The sequence below is a fragment of the Sphingobium olei genome, assembly GCF_042678845.1.
In the GTDB taxonomy this organism is placed as follows: domain Bacteria; phylum Pseudomonadota; class Alphaproteobacteria; order Sphingomonadales; family Sphingomonadaceae; genus Sphingobium; species Sphingobium olei.
On the sequence record NZ_JBHTLS010000115.1, the window covers coordinates 16215 to 42541 of the forward strand.

Annotated in this window: 22 protein-coding genes and 2 pseudogenes; 10 read left to right on the plus strand and 14 right to left on the minus strand. The window is 65.1% G+C overall.

The genetic code is table 11. The annotated features are described in order from the left end of the window. Nucleotides 1–15: 15 nt before the first annotated feature. The 10 genes and pseudogenes from fabI to copC (ACFQ24_RS08585) all read right to left on the minus strand — a co-directional run bounded on the left by fabI (nucleotide 16) and on the right by copC (ACFQ24_RS08585) (nucleotide 10434). A pseudogene (fabI, locus tag ACFQ24_RS08540) lies at nucleotides 16–789 on the minus strand (enoyl-ACP reductase FabI). Beyond that, the gene (locus ACFQ24_RS08545; protein ID WP_380910355.1) at nucleotides 786–1976 is read right to left on the minus strand and encodes an acetate/propionate family kinase; all 1191 of its coding nucleotides are present in this window, start codon (nucleotides 1974–1976) and stop codon (nucleotides 786–788) included. The pseudogene fabI and the gene ACFQ24_RS08545 overlap by 4 nt, the downstream one beginning before the upstream one ends. Continuing rightward, entirely contained in the window at nucleotides 1969–3396 is a 1428-nt protein-coding gene (locus ACFQ24_RS08550; RefSeq protein WP_030541622.1) for a bifunctional enoyl-CoA hydratase/phosphate acetyltransferase, read from the minus strand. Before ACFQ24_RS08550 ends, ACFQ24_RS08545 begins: the two co-directional genes overlap by 8 nt. 3 nt (nucleotides 3397–3399) lie before the next feature. Beyond that, nucleotides 3400–5121 carry a PHA/PHB synthase family protein gene (locus ACFQ24_RS08555; protein WP_380910367.1) on the minus strand — a complete coding sequence of 574 codons (1722 nt, stop codon included), beginning with the start codon at nucleotides 5119–5121 and terminating at the stop codon, nucleotides 3400–3402. Nucleotides 5122–5309: 188 nt separating this feature from the next. Further along, on the minus strand, nucleotides 5310–5483 hold the full coding sequence (locus ACFQ24_RS08560) for a hypothetical protein (RefSeq protein WP_021245222.1): 174 nt from the start codon (nucleotides 5481–5483) through the stop codon (nucleotides 5310–5312). A 41-nt stretch (nucleotides 5484–5524) separates the two neighbouring features. Continuing rightward, nucleotides 5525–5923 (minus strand): Cu(I)-responsive transcriptional regulator, encoded by a 399-nt coding sequence (gene cueR, locus ACFQ24_RS08565; RefSeq protein ID WP_007406402.1) that lies wholly within the window; start codon nucleotides 5921–5923, stop codon nucleotides 5525–5527. Beyond that, entirely contained in the window at nucleotides 5920–8277 is a 2358-nt protein-coding gene (locus tag ACFQ24_RS08570; protein ID WP_004206948.1) for a heavy metal translocating P-type ATPase, read from the minus strand. The genes cueR and ACFQ24_RS08570 overlap by 4 nt, the downstream gene beginning before the upstream one ends. A 107-nt stretch (nucleotides 8278–8384) precedes the next feature. Further along, nucleotides 8385–9071, minus strand: coding sequence for a class I SAM-dependent methyltransferase (locus ACFQ24_RS08575; protein ID WP_007406390.1), 687 nt, complete (start codon nucleotides 9069–9071; stop codon nucleotides 8385–8387). Between the two features lie 36 nt (nucleotides 9072–9107). After that, the gene (gene copD / locus ACFQ24_RS08580) at nucleotides 9108–10052 is read right to left on the minus strand and encodes a copper homeostasis membrane protein CopD (protein ID WP_007406374.1); all 945 of its coding nucleotides are present in this window, start codon (nucleotides 10050–10052) and stop codon (nucleotides 9108–9110) included. A gap of 4 nt (nucleotides 10053–10056) precedes the next feature. Beyond that, nucleotides 10057–10434 (minus strand): copper homeostasis periplasmic binding protein CopC, encoded by a 378-nt coding sequence (gene copC, locus ACFQ24_RS08585; protein WP_007406420.1) that lies wholly within the window; start codon nucleotides 10432–10434, stop codon nucleotides 10057–10059. A gap of 113 nt (nucleotides 10435–10547) precedes the next feature. On the opposite strand from copC (ACFQ24_RS08585), the gene ACFQ24_RS08590 reads away from it, so the two are divergent. From ACFQ24_RS08590 to ACFQ24_RS08615, 6 genes are all read left to right on the plus strand, one after another. Beyond that, the gene (locus tag ACFQ24_RS08590) at nucleotides 10548–11060 is read left to right on the plus strand and encodes an RNA polymerase sigma factor (RefSeq protein WP_051585722.1); all 513 of its coding nucleotides are present in this window, start codon (nucleotides 10548–10550) and stop codon (nucleotides 11058–11060) included. Nucleotides 11061–11154: 94 nt separating this feature from the next. Then, nucleotides 11155–13161 (plus strand): copper resistance system multicopper oxidase, encoded by a 2007-nt coding sequence (locus tag ACFQ24_RS08595; RefSeq protein ID WP_030541566.1) that lies wholly within the window; start codon nucleotides 11155–11157, stop codon nucleotides 13159–13161. Beyond that, the gene (locus tag ACFQ24_RS08600) at nucleotides 13151–14464 is read left to right on the plus strand and encodes a copper resistance protein B (RefSeq protein WP_007407010.1); all 1314 of its coding nucleotides are present in this window, start codon (nucleotides 13151–13153) and stop codon (nucleotides 14462–14464) included. Before ACFQ24_RS08595 ends, ACFQ24_RS08600 begins: the two co-directional genes overlap by 11 nt. Before the next feature lie 47 nt (nucleotides 14465–14511). Next, nucleotides 14512–14895, plus strand: coding sequence for a DUF305 domain-containing protein (locus ACFQ24_RS08605; protein ID WP_004212949.1), 384 nt, complete (start codon nucleotides 14512–14514; stop codon nucleotides 14893–14895). Between the two features lie 61 nt (nucleotides 14896–14956). Continuing rightward, the gene (locus ACFQ24_RS08610) at nucleotides 14957–15406 is read left to right on the plus strand and encodes a DUF411 domain-containing protein (protein WP_004212951.1); all 450 of its coding nucleotides are present in this window, start codon (nucleotides 14957–14959) and stop codon (nucleotides 15404–15406) included. Between the two features lie 368 nt (nucleotides 15407–15774). Further along, nucleotides 15775–16311 (plus strand): DUF2231 domain-containing protein, encoded by a 537-nt coding sequence (locus ACFQ24_RS08615; protein WP_380910360.1) that lies wholly within the window; start codon nucleotides 15775–15777, stop codon nucleotides 16309–16311. Between the two features lie 212 nt (nucleotides 16312–16523). On the opposite strand, the pseudogene ACFQ24_RS08620 reads toward ACFQ24_RS08615, so the two are convergent. Both ACFQ24_RS08620 and ACFQ24_RS08625 read right to left on the minus strand, forming a co-directional pair. Continuing rightward, nucleotides 16524–16649, minus strand: a pseudogene (locus tag ACFQ24_RS08620) (DUF305 domain-containing protein); the annotation flags it as partial. A 24-nt stretch (nucleotides 16650–16673) separates the two neighbouring features. After that, complete coding sequence (locus ACFQ24_RS08625) at nucleotides 16674–17657, minus strand: NAD(P)/FAD-dependent oxidoreductase (protein ID WP_380910362.1); 984 nt, start codon at nucleotides 17655–17657, stop codon at nucleotides 16674–16676. Nucleotides 17658–17880: 223 nt separating this feature from the next. Here ACFQ24_RS08625 and copC (ACFQ24_RS08630) point away from each other — a divergent pair, with 223 nt between their 5' ends. From copC (ACFQ24_RS08630) to ACFQ24_RS08645, 4 genes are all read left to right on the plus strand, one after another. Further along, a complete protein-coding gene (copC, locus tag ACFQ24_RS08630) occupies nucleotides 17881–18249 on the plus strand; it encodes a copper homeostasis periplasmic binding protein CopC (RefSeq protein WP_380910364.1) in 369 nt (122 codons plus the stop codon). A 4-nt stretch (nucleotides 18250–18253) separates the two neighbouring features. Beyond that, complete coding sequence (copD, locus tag ACFQ24_RS08635; protein ID WP_004212957.1) at nucleotides 18254–19180, plus strand: copper homeostasis membrane protein CopD; 927 nt, start codon at nucleotides 18254–18256, stop codon at nucleotides 19178–19180. A 249-nt stretch (nucleotides 19181–19429) separates the two neighbouring features. Continuing rightward, on the plus strand, nucleotides 19430–22114 hold the full coding sequence (locus tag ACFQ24_RS08640; protein ID WP_037471820.1) for a vitamin K epoxide reductase family protein: 2685 nt from the start codon (nucleotides 19430–19432) through the stop codon (nucleotides 22112–22114). 264 nt (nucleotides 22115–22378) lie between these two features. Further along, nucleotides 22379–24313 carry a cytochrome c/FTR1 family iron permease gene (locus tag ACFQ24_RS08645; RefSeq protein WP_058818219.1) on the plus strand — a complete coding sequence of 645 codons (1935 nt, stop codon included), beginning with the start codon at nucleotides 22379–22381 and terminating at the stop codon, nucleotides 24311–24313. A 126-nt stretch (nucleotides 24314–24439) separates the two neighbouring features. On the opposite strand, the gene ACFQ24_RS08650 is transcribed toward ACFQ24_RS08645, so the two are convergent. Both ACFQ24_RS08650 and ACFQ24_RS08655 read right to left on the minus strand, forming a co-directional pair. Beyond that, complete coding sequence (locus ACFQ24_RS08650; RefSeq protein ID WP_231735705.1) at nucleotides 24440–24775, minus strand: four-helix bundle copper-binding protein; 336 nt, start codon at nucleotides 24773–24775, stop codon at nucleotides 24440–24442. 69 nt (nucleotides 24776–24844) lie between these two features. Next, nucleotides 24845–26158 (minus strand): type II restriction endonuclease, encoded by a 1314-nt coding sequence (locus ACFQ24_RS08655; RefSeq protein WP_126053396.1) that lies wholly within the window; start codon nucleotides 26156–26158, stop codon nucleotides 24845–24847. Nucleotides 26159–26327: the final 169 nt, after the last annotated feature.

Sequence of the window (26327 nt, forward strand, 5' to 3'; positions counted from 1 at the left end):
TCGCGGCGAGCCGCCCTAGCCGAGCAGGTGCTGACCGCCATCGACCGGAATGATCGTACCGGTGATATGGCGGCCGGCATCGCTCACCAGGAAGGCGGCGAGCCCTCCGACATCCTCGATGGTCACGAGCTGGTGCTGCGGGACCGTCGCCGCGGCCCGTTCGAGCAGCTCGTCGAAGCGGTCGATGCCGCTGGCAGCGCGGGTCGCGATCGGGCCTGGCGAGATCGCATGGGCGCGAATGCCCTTGGGGCCAAGCTCAGCCGCGACATAGCGGGTCGCGCTTTCGAGGGCCGCTTTGACCGGCCCCATCAGGTTGTAGTGCTCGACCACCCGCTCCGACCCGTAGAAGGTGACGCACAGCAGGCAGCCGCCATCCGACATCAGCGGCTCGGCGAGACGCGCCATGCGCAGGAAGCTGTGGCACGAGACGTCCATCGCCAGCGCGAGGCCTTCGGCCGAGCTGTCGACGACGCGGCCGTGCAAATCCTCGTTCGGCGCGAAAGCGATCGAATGAAGCAGGAAATCGAGGCCGCCTTATTCGGACTTCACCCGCTCGAACAGGGCCTCCAGTTCGCCCGGCACCCGGACATCGCACGCGGCGAGCCATTCGACTCCCAGGGTCTCCGCGACGGGCGCCACGAGCGGCTCGGCCTTTCCGTTGAGATAGGTCGCCGCCAGTCTCGCGCCACAGTCGTGGAAGGCCTGGGCGCAGCCCGCCGCGATGCTCTGCGCGTTGGCGATGCCGATCACCAGGCCGCGCTTGCCAGTAAGATCGACGAGAGGTTTCATGGTTTCGGCTCCTCACGCAGAAGATCGGCGGTGTGGATGGCGATCATCCACTCCTCGTCGGTCGGGATGATGCGCACCGTGACACGGCTGAACGGCGCGCTGATGACTGACGCTCCGCGGAGATTCGCGTCCGTGTCGAGCGCCACGCCGAGCCAGCGGAGCCGATCGGCGACGCGGGCGCGGATTTCAGGCGCATTCTCGCCGATCCCGGCGGTAAACACGAAGCTATCGAGCCCCCCGAGCGAGGATGCGAGGGCGCCAGCATGGCGCGCGATCTGCCAGACGAAGAGGTCGATCGCTTCCCCAGCGGCGGGCGTTTCGCTGCCGAGAAGCGCGCGCATGTCGCTCGATGTGCCGGACACGCCCAAAAGGCCGGACTCACTGTAGAGGAGATGCTCGACTTCGCGCGCCGTCATGCCCCTCTGCTGGAGAAGATAGAGCACCGCGCCCGGGTCGAGCGCTCCGCACCGCGTGCCCATCACCAATCCGTCGAGTGCGGTGAACCCCATCGTCGTGTCGATGCTGCGCCCCCCGTCCATCGCACAGAGGCTGGCCCCGTTGCCGAGATGCGCGGCGATCGTGCGGCCACCGCCTGTATCGGGATCGATCAAACGCAGCTGCCGCGCGATATATTCGTAGGAGATGCCGTGAAAGCCGTAGCGCCGCATGCCCTCTTCGCCAAGCGCGCGCGGCAGCGCGAGGCGCGTCGCAACCGGGGGCTGGCCATGATGGAAGCCGGTGTCGAAGCAGGCGACTTGCAGCAGAGCGGGGCGCAGCCTGGAGACGGCGCGGACCGCGGCGAGATTATGGGGCTGATGCAATGGCGCCAGTGGGCAAAGCGCCTCGAGTGCGGCGAGGAGTGGCGCGTCGACCCGCGCCGGCGCTGAATAGTCGGCGCCCCCATGAACGATCCGATGTCCTACCGCGATCAGATCCTCGCCGACCGAAGCTTCGATCTCCCGCAGCAAATCCTTGAGCAGCGTCTCATGCGTGATCGTGACGTCTTTCGTCCAGCGCCGGTCGGCAAGGACATCCCCCTTCGCATCGCGCGCGATCAGGTGCGGCTCAAGGCCGATATTCTCGATCTTGCCGCTCGCCAGCAAAGAGGGCTCATCAGTGCCCGGCTCGGCGTAGAGCGCGAACTTAAGGCTCGACGAACCGGCGTTGAGGCACAGGATTTCAGCCATCGCGGCGCTGTCCCGCAACGCCGGGAGACGCCTTGGTTGCAGCCCGCGCCAGCAGCACCGCGAGCGCGCAGGAGGCGAGGCGCGTGCGCACGCTGTCTGCCCGGCTGGTGAGGATGATCGGAACGCGCCCGCCGAGCACCACGCCTGCGGCATCGGCGCCGCCCAGGAAGGTCAGCTGCTTTGCGAGCATGTTGCCGGCCTCCAGATTGGGCACCAGCAGGATGTCCGCCCGGCCGGCGACCGGCGAGACGATACTTTTGTCGCGCACGGCCGCCTCGCTGATCGCATTATCGAGGGCGAGCGGTCCATCGAGCAGCGCGCCTTCGATCTGGCCCCGGTCCGCCATCTTGCAGAGCGCCGCGGCATCCAATGTGGTGCGCATCCTTGGATTGACCGTCTCGACGGCGGCGAGGATCGCGACCCTGGGTTGTTCGATCCCGATCACATGGGCAAGGTCGATCGCGTTGCGCGCGATGTCGGCCTTGTCCTCAAGCGTCGGCTCGATGTTAATCGCGGCGTCGGTGATGATGAGCGGGCGCGGATAGCCGGGCACATCCATCACATAGGCGTGGCTGATCCTGCGTTCGGTCCGAAGGCCCATGTCGGACGATACGACCGCGCCCATGAGCTCGTCGGTATGAAGCGAACCCTTCATCAGCAGCGCGGCTTCGCCGGCCCGTACGCGCGCGACGGCTTCGGCGGCGGCGGCGTGGCTGTGCGGGACCCCGATCACCCGGAAGGCGGCAATATCGACACCGGCGTCCTTCGCCGCATTCGTCATACGCGCCGCAGGTCCGATGAGAATTGGAACGACGATGCCGGCGTCGGCGGCCTCAGCCACCGCGCGCATGGCGTCGGCGCTGCACGGATGGACCACGGCCGTGACGCACGCGGATCCGTCCTTGGCGCGCTCCATCAACTGGCGGAAGCGGTCGTGGCTGGCGATCCGCACGTCGGGAAGCGGCATGCGGGGCCGGCTGACTTTCTCGGTGGGCGCCTTGACCTCGGCCTGGCCGCTGATGACGGTCTCGCCCTTTTGGTTCACGCAGGCGCAGTCGAGAACGATGACATGATGCTCGGCGCGCTTCTGCGCGACGGTGACGCAGGCCGTGATGGTGTCGCCGACGCCCACCGGGCGGGTGAAGCGAAGCGATTGGCCGAGATAGATCGCACCGGGCCCTGGCAGCTCGGTTCCCAGGATCGCCGAGATGAGCCCCGCGCCCCACATGCCATGAGCGATGACCCTGTGGAACATGTCCGTTTCGGCATAGACAGGGTCGAGATGCGCCGGATTCACGTCGCCTGACACCGCCGCGAAGAGCTGGATGTCGTCGGCGGTCAGCGTGCGGGTGAGGCTGGCCGTGTCGCCGACGGCGATCTCGTCGAACGTGCGGTTCTCGATGAGGTTGGCGGTGGCCATGGCTCAGCGCTCCAGCACGTAGCGCCCGGGGGCATCACCGAGCGGCGGATAGTTCCGTTCGGGCGCGCCCATCGACGGTGGGGCGGCCGCCTTGCCCGAGTGCGATCCAAGCCATGAACTCCATTCCGGCCACCACGACCCTTCGCGCAGCTCGGCCCGCTCCAGCCAGGTATCGGGACCTGGCGCCGGGCCATCCTGCATCCGTGTCGCGACGCGAAAGTGGCGATGAGGATGCCCGGGCTCGGAGACGATCCCGGCATTGTGGCCACCGCTCGTCAGCACGAAGCGGATCTCCGCGCCCGTCAGCATGTGGAGCTTGTGGGTCGAGCGCCACGGCGCGACGTGGTCGGTTTCCGTGCCCACCATGAAGATCGGCATGCGCAGCCCCGAGAGCGAGACCGGGTGGCCGCCGGCCTCGTAGCGCCCTTCGGCCAAGTCATTGTCGAGGAACAAGCGCCGCAGATATTGCGCGTGCATGGCATAGGGCATGCGGGTGCCGTCGGCATTCCATGCAATGAGGTCGGTCATCGGCTCGCGCTCGCCCATGAGATAAGTCGAGAGGATGCGCGACCAGACCAGATCGTTGGATCGCAGCATCTGGAAGGCGCCGCCCATCTGACTGCTGTCGAGAAAGCCGCGCGCCCACATCATCGCATCGATCAGGTTGATTTCCGCCTCGTCGATGAACAGGCTAAGTTCGCCCGGCTCGCTAAACTCGGTCTGGGCGGCGAACAGCGTGACGCTCGCCAGACGCTTATCTTCATCGCGCGCCATCGCGGCCGCGGTGATGGCGAGCAGCGTGCCGCCGATACAATAGCCGGCCGCGTGGATCTTCTCGGTGCCGGTAATCGCCTGGATGACATCCACGGCGGCCATCGGCCCAAGCAGGCGATAATCCTCCATGTCGAGATCGCGGTCGGCGCTGTCGGGATTGTGCCAGGAGATGCAGAACACGGTGTAGCCCTGCCCTACCAGCCAGCGGATGAGCGAATTTTCCGGGGAGAGGTCGAGGATGTAATATTTCATGATCCATGCCGGCACGATCAGTATCGGCTCCGGACGCACCGTCTCGGTTGCGGGCGCATATTGGATCAGTTCCATGACCCTGTTGCGAAACACGACCTTGCCAGCCGTGGCTGCGACCTTCTCGCCGACCCGATAGGCCTCCGTGCCCGCTGCGGGCTCCCCGCGTACCAGGCGTTCCAGGTCGTCGCAAAAAAATCGCGCACCCTCGACAAGGCATTGTCCTCCGGTTTCGAGGATGCGCTGCTGGAGCACGGGGTTGGTCGGGATGAAATTGGTCGGGGACACCATGTCGAGCATCTGGCGGGTCGCGAACTCGACGATCGCTTCGTGGTGCCCGGTGACGCCGCTCACGCCGGTCGTCGCGGCATGCCACCATTGCTGCTGGAGCAGGAAGGCCTGCTCGATCAGGTCGAACGGATGGCGCTTCCAGGCTGCGTCGGCGAAGCGCCGATCCTGGGGCAGCGGATCGATCGCCGGCTCGGGATCGCTGCCGGATGCGCTGCGCATGGCATAGTCGGCGAGCCGCATCAGCTTGCGCCCGCCCTTGGCGGCGAGCTGCAGCTGCCTGCCTGGCGAGCAGAGAATGTGCGTCCACCAGTCGGAAAAAGACTGCGCCAAAGTGGCGGGCGACTGGCCTGAAGTCAGCTGCGCGATGGCGGCGAAGCTCGACCGATCCAGCGTCGTGGCCAGACCGTCCAACGGGTCAGGGATATTGCTTCGACTCTGCACATTTTCGCTCCTGCTGCGGTGCAACAAGCCCTGAAGCGCAGGAAGCCTCTGCGCACTCCGTAGTCCTACGGAGGGATTGCCTCGCATATGCCAGCCCCAGAAGTCAGAGCTCAGCACGACATTGCTGTATGAAAAGCGGCCAAATACGATCAGGAGGCTCAGTGCGGTCGCACGGGCGAGCCAGCTATCCCGCCGAACCAGTCCCGCAATACCGGCGAAAGGGTCTGCGGGTTGCCGCCGATATGGCGAAGATCCTCCGCCAGCAGTGGCGGGCGGACTGCGAGGAAATATATCGCGAGGCCCGTCGTGAGAATGCCAAGTGCGATCAGCACCCCGGCCGCCAGAGCGGGTCTGGCCCGAGAGGCGGCCGGCGCTAACATTTTCTGTCGAGACTCAGTTCGGCGATGATGGGACAATCTGGCCGCTCGTCGCCATGACAGCGCTCGGCGAGATCGACGAGGGTCTCGCGCAGTGTCGTCAGCGCTTCGGCCTTGCGCTGCAATTCCTCCGCCCGCGCCAACGCGACCCGCTTTACATCGGCGCTGCTGCGGCCCGTGTCGGCCCACAGGCCGAGCAGGGTCCGGATCTCCTCGATCGGAAAACCGAGATCGCGGGCATTGGCGATGAACCGCAGGCGATGGAGGTCACTCTCGCCATAGTCGCGATAACCCGCTCCCCGGCGCGGCGGCGCCGGGATGAGGCCGATCTTCTCATAATGGCGGATCATCCGCTCCGAGACCCCGCTTTGCTTCGACGCCTCCCCGATGTTCACAGCGCTTTCCGGTTGAGGCGCAGCGCGTTGGTGACCACGCTGACCGAGGAGAGCGCCATGGCGGCGGCCGCGATGATCGGCGAGAGCAGGATGCCGAACAGCGGATAGAGCGCGCCCGCCGCCACCGGCACCCCGGCGACATTGTAGATGAAGGCGAAGACCAGGTTCTGGCGGATGTTGGACATGGTCGCCTGGCTCAGCCGCCGTGCCCGCACGATGCCCATGAGATCGCCCTTGAGCAGCGTCACGCCCGCGCTCTCGATCGCGACGTCGGTGCCCGAGCCCATGGCAATACCGACATCGGCGGCAGCCAGTGCGGGGGCGTCGTTGACCCCGTCGCCGGCCATCGCCACCACGCGCCCCTCGCTTTTCAACCGCGCGACGACGGCACTCTTCTGGTCGGGCAGTACCTCGGCTTCGACATCGTCAATGCCGAGCCGCCTTGCCACCGCCTCTGCTGTGGTGCGGTTGTCGCCGGTCAACATCACCACGCGAATGCCTTCGGCCTTGAGTGCGGCCAGGGCCTCCGGCGTCGTCTGCTTCACGGGATCGGCGATTGCAAAGGCGCCGCCGACGGTGCCGTCGACGCCGATGAAGATCGCGGTGGCGCCATCCCGGCGCAGGGCGTCGGCCTGCTCCGCCAGCGCGTCGGTTGCTATGCCCTCTTCCGAGAGGAACCGCGCATTACCGAGCACGATCCGGCGGCCGTCGACGGTGCCGAGCGCGCCGCGTCCGGTGGGGGAATCGAAGTCGGTGACGTCGCTCGTGGGGATGCCGCGATCCTTGGCGGCCTCGACGATCGCCAGCGCGAGCGGATGCTCGGAGGCCCGCTCGACCGAGGCGGCAAGCCGCAGCAGTTCGGCTTCGTCGAAGCCGGGCGCCGGCACGATCTGGGTGACGGCAGGCCGGCCTTCGGTCAGCGTGCCGGTCTTGTCGACGACGAGCGTGTCGACTTTTTCCATATGCTCGAGCGCTTCGGCATTCTTGATGAGGACGCCGAGCCCGGCGCCGCGGCCAACCCCGACCATGATCGACATCGGCGTGGCGAGACCCAGTGCGCAGGGACAGGCGATGATCAGCACGGCGACCGCCGCAACCAGCCCGTAGGCGAAGCGCGGCTCGGGGCCCCAGATGCCCCAGGCGATGAACGCGACCACCGCGACCGCGATGACCACGGGCACGAACCAGCCCGACACCTGATCGGCCATGCGCTGGATCGGCGCGCGCGAGCGCTGCGCCTCGGCGACCATCTGGACGATGCGCGCCAGCATGGTGTCCCGGCCAACCTTGTCGGCGACGATAACGAGCGCGCCGGTCTGGTTGAGCGTGCCGCCGATCACCGTGTCGGCCTTGGCCTTGGTGACGGGCATGGACTCACCGGTGACCATCGACTCGTCGAGCGAGGAACGGCCGTCCTCGACCACGCCATCGACCGGCACCTTCTCGCCGGGACGCACACGCAGGCGGTCGCCGACCGCAACGAGATCGAGGCTGATTTCCTCTTCACTGCCATCGGAACCGATCCGGCGCGCGGTCTTTGGCGCAAGGTTAAGCAGCGCCTTGATCGCGCCCGAGGTCCGCTCGCGCGCGCGCAGTTCGAGCATCTGGCCGAGCAGCACGAGGACAGTGATCACCGCGGCCGCCTCGAAATAGACGGCAACCATGCCGTCCTCTCCGCGGAAGGCGGGCGGGAACAGCTGGGGCGCGAGCGTCGCGACGACGCTGTAGATCCAGGCGACCCCGGTCCCCATCGCGATCAGGGTGAACATGTTGAGGTTGCGGGTCTTGAGCGAGGCCCAGCCACGCTCGAAGAAGGGCCAGCCCGCCCAGAGCACGACGGGTGTCGCCAGCACGAACTGGATCCATACCGAGATCGACATCGGCACGAGGCGATGGATCGCGGGAAAGAGATGCGCGCCCATCTCGAGGATCAGCACCGGGAGGGCCAGCATCAGGCCGACCCGGAAGCGCCGTGTGAAATCGACCAGCTCATGGCTGGGGCCGCTGTCGGCAGTCACGGTCGCGGGCTCGAGCGCCATGCCGCAGATCGGACAGGATCCGGGATGGTCCTGCCGGATCTCTGGATGCATCGGGCAGGTCCAGATCGTGCCTTCGGGCGCCGCGACCGGCGGCGCTGGCGGGCCGAGATAGCGCTCGGGATCGGCGATGAATTTGGTCCGGCAGCCCGCGCTACAGAAATGATAGCGTTCACCGCCATGCTCGGCTTGATGCGCCGTGGTCGCCGGGTCGACGGTCATGCCGCAGACCGGGTCCTTGACGCCGGTCGCCGCTTTCGCGGCGCTGTGGCCGCCGCAGCAACCGCCGCCATGCGCCGCTCCATGTGTCTCGTTCATCGCCTTGCTCCTTTCGACGCCTGACGATCTAGGGTCTGACACCGTGTCAGGGTCAATACGTAATCGCCTAAGCGGACAAATCGGCGGGCCCGTTCGCCTGGCCGCCATCAGCCAAGGTCATTGGCAACCGTAAGGCCGTGGTCCTGCGCCGGTCGATGCGCCGTAAACAAGTCGATCGCGCCGGTGATGGTCAAAAGCCGAAACGTCTCGGCCACATGCCTGAAGCCGGCCGCCGCGATCAGGCCGGGGAGCACGCCGTCGGCATTGGGCCGGGTATCATCGATGCCATCGAGCCGCTGCACGGTCAGGCGGAAGGCAAGCCGCATGAAACCCTGCTGGCGGCCATAATCGGCGATCACCAGGCGCCCACCCGGGCGCAGCATGGCGAACATGGCGCGCAGGATGGCGCGCAGGGTTGCCGCCTTCTCCCTGACCGGCATCTGATGCAGCACGAGACTCGACACGACAGCGTCGGCGGTACCCGGGGCCACGTCCCTGGCAAATCCCTGACGCCAGTCGATATCGGCCCGCCGCACAGCGGCCTTGTGCCGCGCGATGTCGAGCGCCTCGGCATCGGGATCGAGACCGATCACCTGCGTCCTGGGCTCGGCTTGCTTGAGCATCAGCGCGAAGCTGCCGGTGCCACAGCCGACGTCGACGACCGTCTCACCGGCTTTGGGCGCCAGGGCGGCGAGCATGGCGGCACGCCACCGCTTCTCCCGCGTCCACAGGCGGATCGCGCGATCATAGTCTTTCGTCGATCCGGTCCCGAGCGGCGGGGTGTAGGATTGCATTGGCTTCTCCCAACGCGAGGCGTCCGAAACGATAAGCTACATCGACATGGGCGGCGATAGTGTCCCCAGCCAGGCGACGAGCCCGAGAATGACGATCGCAAGACCGCCTTCGACGACGAGGCTCGCGCGCAGCAGCGCCTGCGCCCGTGGCGCGTCCTCTTCCTCGATCGCCTGCGCAAGTGCCGGGGTCAGGCGATAACGGTTGAGCGCGGCCAGGCCCAGCATGCCGGCGAACAGCAGCAGCTTGGCGATGAGCAGCAGGCCGTAGGTCGACTGCCCGAGCGAGGCGATGTTGCCCGGACCGACGAGGAACCAGCCGTTCACCGTCCCGGTCAGGATCAGCAGGGCGACGATGATCGTGCCGACGAGGGAGAAGCCCCGCAACGCTTCCTCGGCGAGCGTGACCCGGTCCATGTCTTGAGCGGCGAGATCGTCGGTTGCGAGCCTGGGAAGTACCAGCGCGAGGAATGCGGCAAGCGCGCCGACCCAGGCGCCGGCGGCGAGCAGATGGATGAGATCGGCCCCCAGTTGCAGCCAGCCCGCCTCGCCTTCGCCAGCCGCGCCATGCCCACTCCAGGCGAGGGTCGCGAGTGCGACCGCGCCTGCCAGAGTGGAGGCGATGAAGGCAGGACGGGATTGCCGGCGATAGAAGGGGATGGAGAGCAGAAGAACGAGGAGCGCGACGAGGCGCGCCTTCAGCGCCGTTCCCATGGACGTGCCGTTGAACAGCTCTGCGACCATGGAAAGATCAGGCTGGGTGAGCGGCAGCCCGGTCATGGCCGCTGCCTGCAACGCGAACCCCAGCGCCGACAGCAGGAGGGCGAGACAGGCGAGACCGGCCACCATTGCTACCATCGGCAGATGCCGCTGTACCATCCGGCCGCCGCCGGGCGCATAGAGCGCGAACAGCGGCAGGCCGAACAACAGGCCGAGATCGACGTAGAGCGCCCAGCGGACGGCGACGAGTGCCACGTCGTTCATGGCGTCACTTGACGGTAAAGGCGAGATTGCCCTGGATGCGGTGCGTGTCGGTCGAGACGACGTGCCAGGCGACCTGATAGCTGCCCGCCATGAGCGGCTTGGCGAGCGTCAGCACGAGCGTCTTGTCGCCTTCGACGGACGTCTTGAAGCCGGTTACCGCCATGCGGTGGTTGGGCATGCCGGGCATGCCGGTCATCACGATCTCGGCGCCCGACAGCTTCGGCATCAGACCTTCACTGAAGGTGAGCGTTATACGCGACGGCGCCGGGACGCTGGCGTTGGCGGCGGGCGTCGAGGACACGAGCTTGGGATGGGCGTAGGCCGGAGCCGAAACACTCAGGCCGACGGCGGCGATGGCTGCGAGCGGCGAAAAGAAGCGCATTTGGACATTCTCCTGTCAGTGACATGAGAGAATACGCAGCCGCGACCTGCACCCCTCGCACTTTTCTTTTTGTTCCCGGACAAGGGTTGCCGGACCATCCTGCTTATTGAGAAGTGAAGACGGAGAAACATCATGGACCACCTCGACGACATGCTCAGCCGGTTGCGGGAAGCCGCTCGCATATCGGCGACGCCGAAGAGGCGCTTGACCTCACTCAGGAATGCTTCGTGGCCGCCTTTCAGAACTTGCGAAAGTATGACGGAGATCGGCCGCTCGCTGCGTGGCTGACCCGCGTGGCGATCAACAAGAGCCGCGACTGGCACAGGCGGCGGCGCATACGCCAGATACTATCGTTCGCCTCTTCGCTGCCGCCCGACACCATGGAGAGTGAGCGGGACGAGGCGCCGGGTGCCGACGCCATCACCTTCGATCGCGCAGAGCTTGCGCGGCTTTCGCGCGCGGTGTCCGAGCTGCCGGCCACGCTCAAGGAGACGCTTTTGCTGCGGACCGTGGAGGGCTTGTCCCAGGCGGAAACCGCCGCCGCGCTGGGGATCAGCGGAAAGGCCGTGGAGACGCGGCTCCGGCGTGCGCGTGAAAGATTATCGAAAATTCTCGACTTCGCGTGAGGGGATGAGCCTATTTGCGCGTAATGAAAGATAAGGTCGGCGCCCCCCCCCCCCGCCGCCGGCCGCAAGCATTGAACTGGAGCGAAGGAAAGGCATGAGCCGCAATCTAAACCGGCGCGACGTAATGCGCGGAACCGCCATGCTTGGCGGCACGCTGGCCATGTCGGCCTACCTGCCGGCTTGGGCGCAACCTGTGTCGCGCGGCATCGCCAGGCCCCTGCCGACCGTGTCGGGCACAAACATCGCGCTGACGATCGACAGGATGAAGCTCGTCATGGACGGGATCACGACGCCGGCAATCGGCGTCAACGGCACCGTGCCCGCACCGCTCGTCCGCCTCCAGGAGGGCCAGAACGTCCGTCTCGCAGTGACCAACAATCTCGACGAGGATAGCTCGATTCACTGGCACGGGCTCATTCTGCCGTTCCAAATGGACGGCGTGCCCGGCATCAGCTTCCCTGGCATCAAGGCGCGTTCGACCTTCGTATACGAATTCCCGATCTTGCAGTCGGGCACCTACTGGTATCACAGCCATTCGGGCGAACAGGAGCAGGCAGGGCTCTACGGACCCATCGTGATTGATCCGGCCGGTGCCGACCCGATCGCGTTCGACCGCGAGCATGTGATCGTCCTCTCCGACCATAGCGAAATGACGGGCGAGGAAATTTTCCGCAAGCTCAAGCAGATGGGCGGCGCCTATTTCAACTATCAGCGCCCGACGCTGAGCGGGCTGCTCGCCGGCCGCGAGATGCGCCTCAAGGATCGGATGGAATGGGGCAAGATGCGCATGGACCCGGCCGATATTGCGGATGTTACGGGGTCGACCTACACCTTCCTCGTCAATGGCTTTGGCCCTTACGACAACTGGACGGGCCTCTTCCGACCGGGCGAGCGGGTTCGGCTGCGCATCGTCAATGCTGCGGCGCAAACCAACTTCAACGTGCGCATCCCTGACTTGCCGATGACGGTGGTGCAGGCCGACGGCCAGAACGTCCGGCCGGTAACCGTGGACGAATTCCAGATCGGCGTCGCGGAAACCTTCGACGTGATCGTGACGCCCGAGGACCGCGCCTACAGCTTCGTTTCCGAGGCGATCGACCGATCCGGCATGGGGCGCGCGACACTGGCCCCGCGCGAGGGCATGATCGCCCCGGTCCCGCCGCTCCGCCCGCGCACGTTGCTGACCATGACCGACATGGGCATGGACATGAGCGGGATGGAGGGGATGTCCGGTATGGCGGACGAGAACCCGGTCGCAAAGCGCGGGCCGGATCCCACGTTGATGCAGAATGCCTCGCGCAACCTGTGGAAGCTCACCGGGTGGAAAGAGCCCACCGATCACGGAACGAAGGCGGTAGGCGCTGCGATGGCCGGCATGGCTGGGATGGGGGGCGACCAGATGAGCGGCGCTATGCCAGGGATGGACCATAGCCAAATGGCGGCGGGCGCTGCCGGGATGGCGGGCATGGACCATGGTCAGATGAGCAGCGGCGGCATGGCCGGGATGGATCATGGGTCAGGCGGCAGCATGGACATGAACATGCGCAACCCCAAGAACGCGCCCGGCGTCAAGATGGGGCCGGGAGTGCAGACCATCTCGCCGATGCCGAAGGACCGCACGGGCGAGCCGCCGCAGGGGCTGGAGGACGCGGATCATCGCGTGCTCACTTATCGCGATCTTGTCGCGCTCGACCGCAACCCGGACGTTCGCGCCCCGTCGCGTCAGTTGGAGATCCACCTGACGGGCAATATGGAGCGCTACATGTGGGGCTTTGACGGCCAGAAGATGAGCGACCCTGCCGACCCCATCCCGTTCCGCAAGGACGAGCGCGCGCGCGTCACCCTGGTCAATGACACGATGATGCCGCACCCAATTCATTTGCACGGCCACTTCTTCGAGCTGGTGACCGGACATGGCGACTTCGCGCCTCGCAAGCACACGGTGAATGTGGCGCCCGGCGGTAAGATGACATTCGACGTAACGGCCGATGCGCCCGGCGACTGGGCGTTCCACTGCCACAATCTTTATCACATGACCGCGGGGATGATGCGTGTCGTGACGGTTCGCCCGATGGGCGAGGAGAACCGCGATGCAGCCTAAGTTCCTCTTGATCGCTGGCGGCGCGGCACTTGGCCTCGCAAGTCCGGTGGCCGCGCAGATGGACCATTCCAATATGCCGGGCATGAAGATGCCGCCGTCAAATACGCCAGCGGTGAAAAAGCCGGCCGCTAAAAAGCCGGCCGCCAAGAAGCCCGCAGCGACCAAGCCCGTCGCGCGCAAAGCGTCCCCAAAGCCCGCCGCTAGATCGACACCGCCCGCGAAAACGGGATCGGGGGCCAAGCCCGCTGCGAATCAGCCCGCCAAGCCTCCGGCCCCTGCAACGATCGTTGCCGATCCTCACGCCGGTCATGACATGACGACCATGCCGGGCATGAATACGCCTGGAGCCAACCCCAACCCCAATACCGCGCACGACATGTCGGCCATGCCAAGTGCCTCCGGCGGTGCCGCCTCCGGCCAGCCAAGCACCAGGCAAGGCATGGACCATGGATCGATGCCGGGAATGGGCCAGAGTTCGGGCGCGATGCAAGGCATGCCGGGACACGACATGGGAAGCATGCCCTCAGGCACGGGCGCGGCGATGATCGGCACCAACCTGCAGGCCGGCACCGCTCCGCCGCCCCCCATTCCGACGGATCGTGCCGCGGACCAGGTCTACTCTGCCGCTGCCATGGCGCATTCGCAGCAGCATCTGCGGTCGATGCACGGCGGGCAGAATTTCTCGCAGGTCATATTCAACCTGGCTGAAGTCCAGATCCGGGATGGTCGCGATGCTTATCGTTGGGATGGCAGCGCCTGGTACGGTGGCGACGTTAATCGTCTGGTTCTTAAAACCGAGGGCGAAGGGAACTTTGGGAGAAGCTTGGAAAGGGCGGAGCTGCAGGCGCTCTACGCACGGGCAATCGGACCCTATACCGATTTTCAGGCAGGGATCCGGTACGACTTCAAGCCTAATCCCTCGCGTGTTTACGCGACAGTCGGTTTTGAGAGCCTGGCTCCGGGTTTCTTCGATGTCGAGGGCGCACTGTTCTTGTCTAGCAAGGGAGACGTGCTGGGCCGCGTTGAAGGCTATTACGATCAGCGCATCACCCAGCGGCTGATTCTCCAGCCTCGTGTCGAAGCTGAGTTTGCGGCGCAGGACGTTCCGGCAGACCGGATCGGTTCGGGCTTGTCGGATATCGAGCTTGGCTTGCGGCTGCGCTACGAGGTGAAGCGAGAGTTCGCCCCCTATATAGGTGTTTCGTACGAGCGCAGAGTGGGCCGTTCTGCTCGTTTTGCACGCGAGGATGGCGAGGATGCGATATCCACCAGCCTCGTTCTGGGCATTCGCACATGGTTTTGAGACCAACGAGTCTTGTTGCGTTGGCCGAGGCCAAGAAGGAGAAAACGATGTTCAAGGCAGTAACACTTCTGGCTCTGGCCGCGATGTCGGCGAGCCCCGCTTTGGCTCAGCAGCAGATGCAGGGCATGGACCACTCGAAAATGCAAGGCATGAACCACGACAACATGCCTGGCATGAACACGCCTTTCATGCCCGCCGAAATGGCGATGCATGAAAAGATGATGAAGGCCAAGGGCGCTAATGCGAGCGAGACGTGGGTCCGCAAGATGATCGAGCATCACCGCGGTGCGATCGCCATGTCGCAGATCGTTCTCCGCCAGGCGCCAGATGCGAAGACCCGGCAAATGGCTCAGAAATCGATTGCCGAGCAGAACAACAGCATCGGTGAGCTCCAGGCGATGCTTCGATCGATGGGCAAGCGTCCTCAGTAATAAGCCTCGTTCCTCCCGCCCCTAGCGAAGAGTCGGGAGGAGCGACCAAGGAGATTTTCCCATGAAGTCAGCGTTGCGATTTGCGCTTACTGCCGCAGCCTTGTTGGTTCCGGTTGCCGCCAGCGCGGCTACCCCGATCGTTATGCACCGCGACCCCGGCTGCGGCTGTTGCGCCAAGTGGGCGGCGCAGGTGCAGCAGCAGCTCGGCCGTCAGGTGCGCGTCGTCGATGATTCTAACCGCCCGGCGCTGCAGAAGCGCGCGGGCGTTCCCGCGGACCTCTCGTCCTGCCACACCGCGATCGCCGATGGCATGGCTTTCGAGGGCCACGTGCCGATCGCCGACATGAAGCGGGCTCTCGCGACCCGGCCCAAGGGCGTGCGGGGCCTCGCGGTCGGCGGTATGCCGCTCGGCTCGCCGGGAATGGAAGTGCCGGGCGTCAAGGCGCAGGCCTATGACGTGGTCGCCTTCGGCACCGGCGGACGCCGCTTGTTCGCCCGCCACGGCAGCTGATCGGCGATTTTTCTGGTAGGTGCCGGCAGGACGCGCCTGCCGCTGCCAGCGTGACTCCTTCGTCCAGTTCGCCTTGAAGCAGACGAAAAGTTTCACGGAAAGAGCTAATCGGCGGGTGAGGGGAGAAGGCCGGGCGTGCGTAAATGGGGATGGATGAACATGGCTTAAGGGGTCAGATGATGGGCGGTAAACGAGGCGGGGCTTTCGCTCTACTCCTTGCGGTTGCAATCTCAGTAAGCACGTCGGCATCGGCGCACGAAGATCACGATGCGCTCGGGGCCGGTCCCGGGCCGGCCGCTAGCAGCGCAGCCGAGACGCAGAAAGCAGATGGGGCGGACGCTGGCGACGGCCACATGGGCATGGGCTCTATGTCGACCGTGGACATGAACATGGGCGGCCGCGACATCGCCGGCGACGACATGGACATGGGCGGCATGCACGAGGAGACCGCCAACAAGAACAAGACTTTCGGCGAACGGCTTGTGAGCTGGCTGGGGCGGGTGCATGCCATGGTCATTCATTTTCCCATCGCCCTGTTCATCGGTGCGTTCGGGGTGGAGCTGTTCGGGTTGTGGCGCCGCAACCGGGATTATCAGCATGTCGCACACATAATGCTGGTCGTCGGCGCGCTGGGAGCGATCGTGGCGGCGTTCCTGGGCTGGTTCGCAGGCGGGTTCTACCTGACCGACCGCAACCCTATCCTGATGACGCATCGCTGGCTCGGGACATCGATCGCGGTCTTCGGCGTCGCGCTGGCTTGGATGGCAGCGCGCCACCGCAAGGGTCCCGAGCGGTCGCGGTCGTTGTACTGGGCGGTGCTTGGCCTGATGACACTCGCGATCTCAATCCAGGGGTTCCTCGGCGGAACCTTCATGCACGGCGGAATAAACCACTTGGCGTTCTGAGGGGCCCCGACGCTTAGTAGCCGGTCGCGTGTTGGCGCGCTGCGAAGGAGAATGCGACGAAATGCGGCAGCGCCGACCTTCGTGCCGTAGGCCTTTTCAAGCATAGCGTCGGATGCCGCCGGCGAGCCCGGCCCCGCTAGGGCGTGTCGAGCAACCCCCGACGCTGGTAATAGCACACTGTCTCGATGCACTCCCGCGCAAGCCTCGGGATCGTGGTGCGGGATCATCGAACGGAGGAAGGCCGTGTCGCCGATCGTCGTGTGGATACGAATAAGCGCGAAGCAGCCGAAGAAGATGACAAGCGAGCCGGCGATCAGCGCTTTGTTGGCGGCTTTCGCTCGGTGCACCGCCAGTGGCTCCCACTACGTCGGCGGTACGCTCCGAGCGGGATACAGCCCGGCGATGGCAGATGACAATCCGCTGTCGCGGTCGCGCAACAGATTATGGATTGCAGTCGCAGCGATTGCCGCTTGCCCGGCTGCGACGCTGATCTGATCGAGCCCTTCTACTACGTCGCCGACTGCGTACACGCCATCAACCGAGGTTTGTTGGTGGGCATCGGTCAGCACGCACCCTAATTTGCTGAGCTTCGCGCCCAGCAAAGTGGCAAGCCGCGTCCGAGGCGACGAGCCGAGCGCAGGGTAAAGCGTGTCGAATTGCAGCTCCAGGCCATTGGCCAACCGCACCTCGACACAGTCGCCAAGACGCAGCTGCTCGACAGGCGAGGGGGCGACATCGATGCCCTGCTGGTTCAGCTTGGCAAGTTCGGTCGGCCCGAGATCGAGCGAGCGCTCAGCCAGAAGCGTGACCTTGGCCCCATAAGCCCTCAGGAATTCAGCTTCTTCAGCGCCATGACCACTGCCGCCGAGCACCGCCACGTTCATCCGCCGGGCCTCATAACCATCGCAGATCGGACAATAGCGGAGAAGCCCACGCGCCACGCCGATGTCATGCATCGCATCGGGCATCTCGGGACGCCGGTTGAGGACACCGGTCGCGAGGACAACGGTCCGCGCGCGCAAGATGTTCAGTTCGCAGGTTGCCGAGAAGTGGTCGCCTAAGGCGACAATTGCGTCGATCTCACCGCTCTGGACCGTACCGCCATATTCGCGCAGCTGAGCCTGCAATCGCGCAAGAAACGCGACGCCGGAAATGCCTCCGGGAAATCCTGGCAGGTTGCGCGAGTGCGGGATGGAGGCGACGCGCCCTGCCGCCGCGTCATAGACGACGCAGCTCCTGAGAAACCGCGACAGATAGATCGCGGTCATGAGGCCCGCTGGACCGCCGCCCACAATCAGACAGTCGATGACCTCCTCGGGGTCGCCCGTCCAGCCTTGATCGATCAATCGCAACCTCATCATTACCCCGCGCATGCGCCCGTCCAGGCCCGCGGCCACAGTTCGTCTCGAGAGGAGACGCGGTGAAAAGCGCCCCATGCTCCCTTCTGAATACGCGCCGCCACCGCCGGCCCCTCATCGAGAGCGGTGCGTCGGCACGAAAAAGATCGTGAGGGGTGACCCGCCCGGCTGCGTAATACAGGTGAACCCAATCGAAATGGAGATTACCCTGATGCGTCGCTTGTTCATCACGACTGCCGCCGCGGCCTTATTCTTCGCAGGCGGCGTGGCGAACGCGCACCCGAAGCTGGTGTCCTCCAGCCCCGCCGCCAACGCGGCCGTCGCGACCCCCGAGAAGATCAGCCTTCAGTTCAGCGAGAAACTCGTGCCGGCTTTCTCCAAGGCCGACCTTACCATGGCAGCGATACCGGGCATGGCGGCCATGAAAATGCCCAGCAGCGCCGCAGTCGGCGCCGATGGCCGGACGCTCACCATCACCCCGAAGCAGCGCCTCCCGCGTGGGCGCTACAGCGTCGGCTGGCAGGTCGTCTCTAGCGATACACACAAAATCACCGGCAGCTACAACTTCACGGTGAAGTGAGCGAATGCTCGACTGGCCGACCGTCGCCATCCGCTTGGCGTTATACCTGGTCCTGGCGGCGCTGTTCGGCCTGTCGGCCTTCAGCCTCTATGGTCTTCGTCTTGGCGAGCGCGATGATGCCATCGCGCTGCGGCCTTGGCTCACGGCAAGCGCAGCGCTCGGGTTGCTGCTCTCAGCCGTTGGCCTGATCCTTATGGCCTCGGCGATGGCCGGTTCTGCATTCTGGCCGATCGACCAGGCAGCGGTGGCCGCGCTGCTCGGGGGGCCACCGGTTGGCACCGCCTGGAAGGTGCGTATGGTGGCGCTGGTCATCGCCGTCGGTGCAGCCCTGCTGGCGCGAGGCAGAGCATCGTGGCTGGCTATCGCCATGATTGCCGCCGCCGCGGCATTGGCGACACTCGCGTGGAACGGGCACGGCGCCATGGACGAGGGAAGCACCGGATGGCTTCACCTCGGTGCGGACATCCTCCACCTCTTGGGAGGCGGTATATGGGTCGGCGCGCTGTTCGGATTGCTTCTCCTGTTGACGCGTCGCACCGAGGAGATCGATGCCGCGCACCTTCGGCTGACCCATCGCGCCCTGCATGGGTTCGGCGCCGTCGGCACGCTCGTGGTTGTTACCCTGGTGGTCACCGGCTTGATCAACAGCTGGCTGCTCGTCGGCCCAGCCAATTTCGCGGCCTTGGGGACGACGCTCTACGGCCTGCTGCTGCTCGCCAAGCTGGTTTTGTTCGCAGCGATGCTGGGGCTCGCTTCGCTCAATCGGTTCCGCCTCACGCCGGCCTTCGAGCGCTCGATTGCCATGAACGACCATGGCGGGGCGCTTACGGCGCTGCGGGTCAGCCTTGCGGTCGAGACAGCCTGCGTGATCGGCATCCTGGCGCTCGTGGCATGGCTAGGCACCCTCGCGCCACCCGCGTCGGGCATGTAAGCGCTATGGACCAACCGTCCACGCAAGCGCCGCTCAGGCCTTCCACCTTCTTTTACCCACTTACGCGGCTTAACCCTCGCCTCCCAAGACACCCCCCGCTTGGACTGAGCTTACGTGTCCGACGCCCTAAGTCGCCCACAGGCGCTTGCGGGAAGGCCGCGTCGCGCTGCAAAGCTGGGCGTGCGAGAGGGTTGGTCCGGGTGGGCCTGTCAGTGTTTTCAGAGATGAATGAACAAGGGTGGCAAAGTCATGACCGATGGCAAACGCAGTGAAGCCGGCAGCGGCCAGGGTGGCGAAGTCGTCCTCATCACGGGTGCGAGCGGTTTTATCGCCGCAGCGCTGATTGCCCAGCTCGGCGAGCGCTACACGGTCGTCGGCCTTGATCGCGCCGGCCCTCCCGACCCACCGCCGCCCGCGGCGGCGATCGACATAGACCTCGGGTCAGACGAAGCGGTCCGAGTTGCGCTTGACGAGGTGCGCGCACGGTACGGCAACCGCATCGCCTCGGTGATCCACCTCGCCGCCTATTATGATATCACGGGTGACCCCAATCCGCTCTACGACAAGGTCACCGTGCAGGGCACCCGCCGGCTGATTGACGGGCTGCAATCGTTCGAAGTCGGACAATTCGTCTTCGCCAGCACGATGCTCGTTCATAAGCCGACCCCCACACCCGACGAGCGCATCAACGAGGACTCGCCGATCGGCGCGTCCTGGGCCTATCCGCAGTCCAAGGTCGACGCCGAGACATTGCTGCATGAGCGCCACGGAAACATCCCCGTCGTTTATATGCGCGCCGCCGGAGTTTACGACGACGACGGACGCTCGGCTTTTCTCGCGCAGCAGATATCGCAGATTTACGAGCACCGCCTGATTTCGCATTTTTATCCCGGCATGCTGTGTGCGGCGCAGTCATCGGTGCACCGCGACGACTTGGCTGACGCCGTGCTGCGTCTGGTCGATCGGCGGCACGAACTGCCGTCAGAACTGCCGCTGCTCATCGGCGAGCCCGACGCACCCGGCTATGCCGAGATCCAGGACATCGTCGGCGAGGCGCTCCACGGCGAGGGCTGGAAGACGATCCGGATTCCGCAGCCGCTCGCGAAAGCCGGGATCATCCTGCAGAACGAAGCGCTCGGCAGCGACGACTTCATCCAGCCCTGGATGATCGACAGCAGCAACGACCACTATATCCTCGATATTTCACGCGCCCGCTTGCTGCTCGGTTGGGAACCGAAGCATCGCCTCCGGGACACGCTGCCGACGATCGTCGCCGCGCTGAAGCGCCACCCGCGGGCCTGGTATCGGAACAACAAGCTTAACGAGAATCTGGTTGCCTGGCACGATAAGCTAAAGGCCGAACCTGTAGCGCCGGGCCAACAACCCGCAGCGGCAGGCGGTGGAATGGCCGACATGGATCACGGGGCTGCGGACCATAGCAGCATGGACCATGCTGCCATGGGGCACCGACCTGGCGCGGCGGACATGGCGATGACCGGTCACGGTGCACACGGCGATCACATGGCCATAATGGACCGCGACGAGCGCCGTGCGCGCTGGGCTCTTTACGCAAACATCGGTCTTGGGCTGTGGCTCGCCTCCAGCCCGCTTATCTACGACTCCGTGACCACTCACAGTGTCGGCGAGGCGGCGCGCTTCGTAACTATTGATCGCGGGCTGCCGTCGATCGAGTGGCGGGCGAACGCGCTGGCCATCAGCGATGTCGTCAGCGGCCTCGCCATCGTGCTGTTCGGCGCGCTGTCGCTCGTTCCGCGCACCAAGACATGGGCGCAGTGGGCGGTCGCGTTCGTCGGCATCTGGCTGTTCTTCGCCCCGCTGATCTTCTGGAGCCCGAGCGCCGCTCAGTACAACAACAACCTGCTCATCGGCTCGGCCGTGATCGCCCTGTCGGTGCTCGTGCCGATGATGCCGGGCATGAGCATGGCGGGCATGATGGACCCCAAGAACATCCCGCCCGGCTGGACCTATTCGCCATCCACCGACGCACAGCGGCTGCCGATCGTCGCCATGGGTCTGATCGGCCTTCTCACCTCGCGCATCCTCACCGCCTACCAACTGGGGCATATTGACGGCGTTTGGGAGCCGTTTTTCGCCGGCTCCCTGAGCGATCCACGCAACGGCACCGAGGAGATCATCACCTCGGACATGTCCAAGGCCTGGCCGATTCCCGATGGTGGGCTCGGCACGGTCAGCTATGTCCTCGAGATCCTGATGGCGGTAATGGGCACCCGCGACCGCTGGCGGACCATGCCGTGGATGGTGACCTTCTTCGGCATCCTTGTCATCCCGCTCGGCGTCATCAGCATCTATTTCATCATCAGTCAGCCCATCGTCATCGGCACATGGAGCACGCTGGCGCTGATCGCCGCGCTCGCCATGCTGATCATGATCCCCTTCGCGCTCGACGAGGTGATTGCGATGGGTCAGTTCCTTCTCTGGGCGCGCCGGCAAGGCAAACCGCTGATCCGCACCTTCTTCCAGGGTGACGCGATAGAGGCGGGAGCGGTGGACGCGTCGGACGCGATGGCCTCGCCAAGCACCTTCTGGGCGGACGCAAAGAAGGGACTGACCCTGCCATGGACGCTGACTGCGAGCATCGTCATCGGCGTCCTGCTGATGCTGACCCGAATACTGTTCGGCACGGAAGGCGGTATGGCGAACAGCGATCACGTTGTGGGTGCGCTGGTCATCACGGTCGCGATCATCGCCACCGCAGAAGTTGCCCGCGCGCTGCGGCTGATCAACGTCGCGTTCGGAGCCTGGCTTGTGGCCGCGCCTTTCCTCCTCGACGGCGTTGGTCACCTTGGGGCCGTGGCCTCGGTCGTAGCCGGCATTGCGCTCGTCGGCCTCAGCTTTCCAAGGGGAAAGCGCAGCGCCGAGCATTATGCAAGCTGGGACAAGTACGTGATCTGAAAGTATCTTCAATCACTGCTTAGCCTCATCGAAAACCTTGATCGTGCATCGCACACCGTCACGCGCCTTCGCTGCCGCTTTTCTACCCCCCCGATCGTCTCCGGGTTCGCGGTCACGATCTTGTCGCCGGAGACGATCGCCCGCCAGCTCTCCGGCGGCGATGTTCATCATCCTGCCATTGGTGGTCGCGCACGCTGCCCAATACTGCTAATGAGAGTTGTTCGCATAGTCCGCGACGAGTGAAGCTTGGAATCGATCACCCATATGCCGTCACCTCTGGTCGCGCTGGTCGCGTCGCTTATGCTGCTGTTGATCCCCGCTGCGGCGATGGCCGATACCCGCGATGTTCAAACTGCTTGGCGTCTGCTCGACTATATGGCGGTCGATTATGGCGGTGCGGTCGCCAACGGCGCGGTCATAAGCGCGTCCGAATACGCGGAGATGACGGAGTTCGCCGCTGGGGTGTCGACGCGCCTCCGCGCACTTCCCGCGACGCCTGAGCGGCAATCTCTAATCCAAAGCGCTTCGCAGCTCGAAGCCGTGATCGGCCGCAAGGGATCGTCCCGAGAGGTCGCGACACTCGCGCATGGCCTCGCCGCCGATCTGCTCAAGGCCTATCCGGTGCCGCTCGCTCCCGCCAAGGCACCCGACCCCGCCATGGGAACAAGGCTATACGTCCAAAGCTGCTCGTCCTGCCACGGCCTCACCGGCGACGGACATGGGCCTGACGCTGCCAGACTCGACCCGCCGCCGATCGCGTTCACCGACGCCGAACGGGCGCGCCAGCGCAGCGTGTTCGCGCTCTATCAGGTGATAAGCCAAGGCATCGACGGGACCGCGATGCAGAGCTTCGCCGATCTGCCGAACGATCAACGCTGGGCGCTGGCGTTCCGCGCTGGCAGCTTCGCCCTGACCGACGCGCAAGCGGTCGAAGGCGAACGGCTGTGGAAGTCCCAGCCGAGCTTGCGGGCGCGGATCCCCGATTTGAAAACCCTGGTCGCGCTCACCCCCGCCGCGCTTGCGGGCAGCATCGGGCAGGCGAAAGCCGACGCGGTGCTCGCCTATCTGCGGCGCCACCCCGATCAGGTGATGCAACAAGCCCCGGGCTCGCTCGCGGTCGCTCGCTCCAAGCTTGCGCAAAGCCTCGCCGCGTTCCGGCGCGGCGACCGGCGCGGCGCAAAGGAACTGGCGCTGTCCGCCTATCTCGACGGGTTCGAGCCGATCGAACCGACGCTCTCGGCGCGCGACCCGACGCTCATGTCCAGGATCGAAGGCGCGATGGGAGAATATCGCGCCGCTGTGGAGAGCAGCACGTCGGCCGATGATGTGGCCGAACGAGTGGCAGTGCTGGGCGGCCTGTTCGATGATGCCGAGGCGGCGCTCGCGCCCGACGCCGCGACGCAGGCGTCCACCTTCTTGGGGGCCTTTACGATCCTGCTGCGTGAGGGGCTGGAAGCTCTTTTGATCGTGGTCGCCATGATCGCGTTCCTCCGCAAAGCGGAACGGCCAGAAGCCTTGCGCTATGTGCATGGCGGGTGGATCGGGGCGCTCATCGCGGGCGGGCTTACCTGGGCCGTCGCCACCTATGCGATCGGGATCAGCGGCGCGAGCCGGGAGCTGACCGAAGGGTTCGGCTCGCTGTTCGCCGCGATCGTGCTGCTCTCGGTCGGAATCTGGATGCACGGCAAGGCCCAAGCCGATCAGTGGCAACGCTATATCCGGGAGAAAATGTCACGGGCGCTATCGAGCGGGTCGGGATGGTTCCTGTTCGGGCTCGCATTCCTGGTGGTCTATCGGGAGGTCTTTGAAACGATCCTTTTCTACGCCGCGCTCTCGACACAGGGTAACACCGCGATGCTGCTGGCCGGCGCCGGCGCAGCGATCAGCCTTCTCGCCGTCATCGCCTGGGCCATGCTCCGCTACAGCCGGACGCTGCCGATTACGCAGTTCTTCCGCTACAGCTCGTGGCTGATGGCCGCTCTGACGGTCGTGCTGGCCGGTAAGGGAGTCGCTGCCCTCCAAGAGGCGGGGATCATCGACATAGCGCCGCTCGCCAGCGTGCCACGTATCTCGATGTTGGGCCTGTTCCCGACATTTCAGTCGGTGCTGGCACAACTCCTGATGCTTGCCGTGATCGTGATCGGGTTTGCCTGGAACCGCCGCGCCAAGCCGCGGGCGGGCGGGCCGCTAGCCTACTAGCGGCAGGGCAGACAACGCCCCTCTCTAAAGCGTTGCCGCAACCCTGACCGTGCATCGCACCGTCTCACGCGCCTTGGCTCGCAATGTAACGGGAGGGCGGCGGGGAAAGCGCCGCCCTCGGGCCATTTACGCGGCCATCTTGTCGCAAGCCTCGGCGCACTTGCGACACGCGGCGACGCAATCCTCCATGCCGTCCAGCCCTTCGCAGCTCGACGCGCACGCCCGGCAAATCTCGGCGCACTCGCGGCAGATATGCCGGTGATGCTCAGATTTCCGCGCCATGAAGTCGATCGCGACCGCGCAAATCTGCGCACAATCGGCCATGATCTTCATGTGCTGCGGCTCGGCATGTCGGCCTCCCGCCTCAAGGCAATGGTTCATCGCCATGTGGAGGCAGGTGACATGGCATTCGTGGCAGGCGTCCATGCACGCCTTCATCTCGGGATCGATCTGATGCATCATTCATCTCCAGCTGAGCCCCCGCCCATTTGAAAATACGCGGCGCGCGCGCGTACCCCTTACCTCTCTCGATCAAGCCAGCTTGCTGGAGATGGCTTTGATCGCTTTAAGCCCCGATCCGAACCTGGCGATTGCCTCGCGGTTTCTCTCCAGCTCGCCGTAGGGAAGATACGATATGTCGAGATCGGCGACGCGGCTGAACGCGGGACGCTGTAACTGCGCGCGGACATCCGCCTCGCGGGCGTCGGGTGCGACCAGAAACAGCCCTGCGGTCGCGTGGAGGGCGCTGCCGCTCAGCGCCAAGTCGAGCATGCGCACAATGCCCGAGTAGATCGACGTCGAATGCTCGACCTCGAACGCTGCCGCGACGTGATCGCCGCCGCGCTCAAGCCACAGCACGTCGATTAGACGGATGGAATCGGCCCCCTTCGAGGTTGCGATGGAGGCGGGCAGGTGCTCAAGGCACCCATGTCCCAACGGCGATCCATTGAAGGCACGGCTGCGGTCGTTCGATGCGATCCACACGTCATAGCCGAGCGCGAGTCCTAGATCGCGAAGCCATGCTTGGATTTCAGTATGGGTGCGCTCGTTCTCGCCTTCGCGTAGCGCCGCCTTGCTGAGCGTGCGCGCCTCCTCGCGCGCCGTCTCAAGCCGTTGTCCCCAACTTGCCAGCGCCTCGCCGCTAACATCGAGAGGAGGGGCCGGGTAGCGATCGAAGCCGATGTCGAACAGCAAGCCGCCAATCGCACCCAGGTCGTTCGATAGCAGGTCGCGGTGGCGATCGTTCAAGTCGAGTACACCCGACCGCATCGCCAGAAAATGCTCCCAGCTCCCGAGCTTCACCTTCGAGCCGGTCAGCGCGTTGTAGCCTTTGACGATCGCGGTGTTGAAGGGCGGCACCAGCGTCGGGTGAAGAAAATAGAGCAGGTTGGCGACCGCGGGCCCGAGCCCCTTGATCTTCAAGCGATCGATCGTGTGGATATGGCCAATAATTTCCTCGGCCGTGTCGCAACACGAACAGGCGTCGAGCAAGCGACCGAACGCCCGCTGGTTCTCCGGGTTTTCGTAGATATCGGGTATGCGGAGCTTCGGCTTCCAGAGAAAGGCATGGTCAGCGCCTTTGAAAATTTGACGCTGCTCGGCGACGGAATGAACGACCGTTTCGAGCGACGATCCCCGGTAGGCGACGCCGAACGTGCCGCGCTCGATCTCACCAACGACCTGGCCAATACCACGCCGGATCGAGCGGAAGTTTTTCAACCGTTCGTCCCACAGAAACCAGCTTCGGTAGGTTGCGCCAGGATCGTCACGCCAACGGGCAATAAAACGACGAACGAGGCCACCGTGATCCTCTCCGGTAGTAATTTGGTCGGGTTGCGTGGCCATATTGTCGGTGTGATCCCCATTCGCTGAACCAAGACCTAAGCCCCTTGTCGCGCGACATTCAGGTTGAGAAAGCGCGACAAACAAGATGAGAATCCTGCGTTCCGGGATTGGCGAAGGGCGTAGCCCGTAGCCGATGCCGGAACGCAGGAGGCGCCTTTTGAAGGGTGCC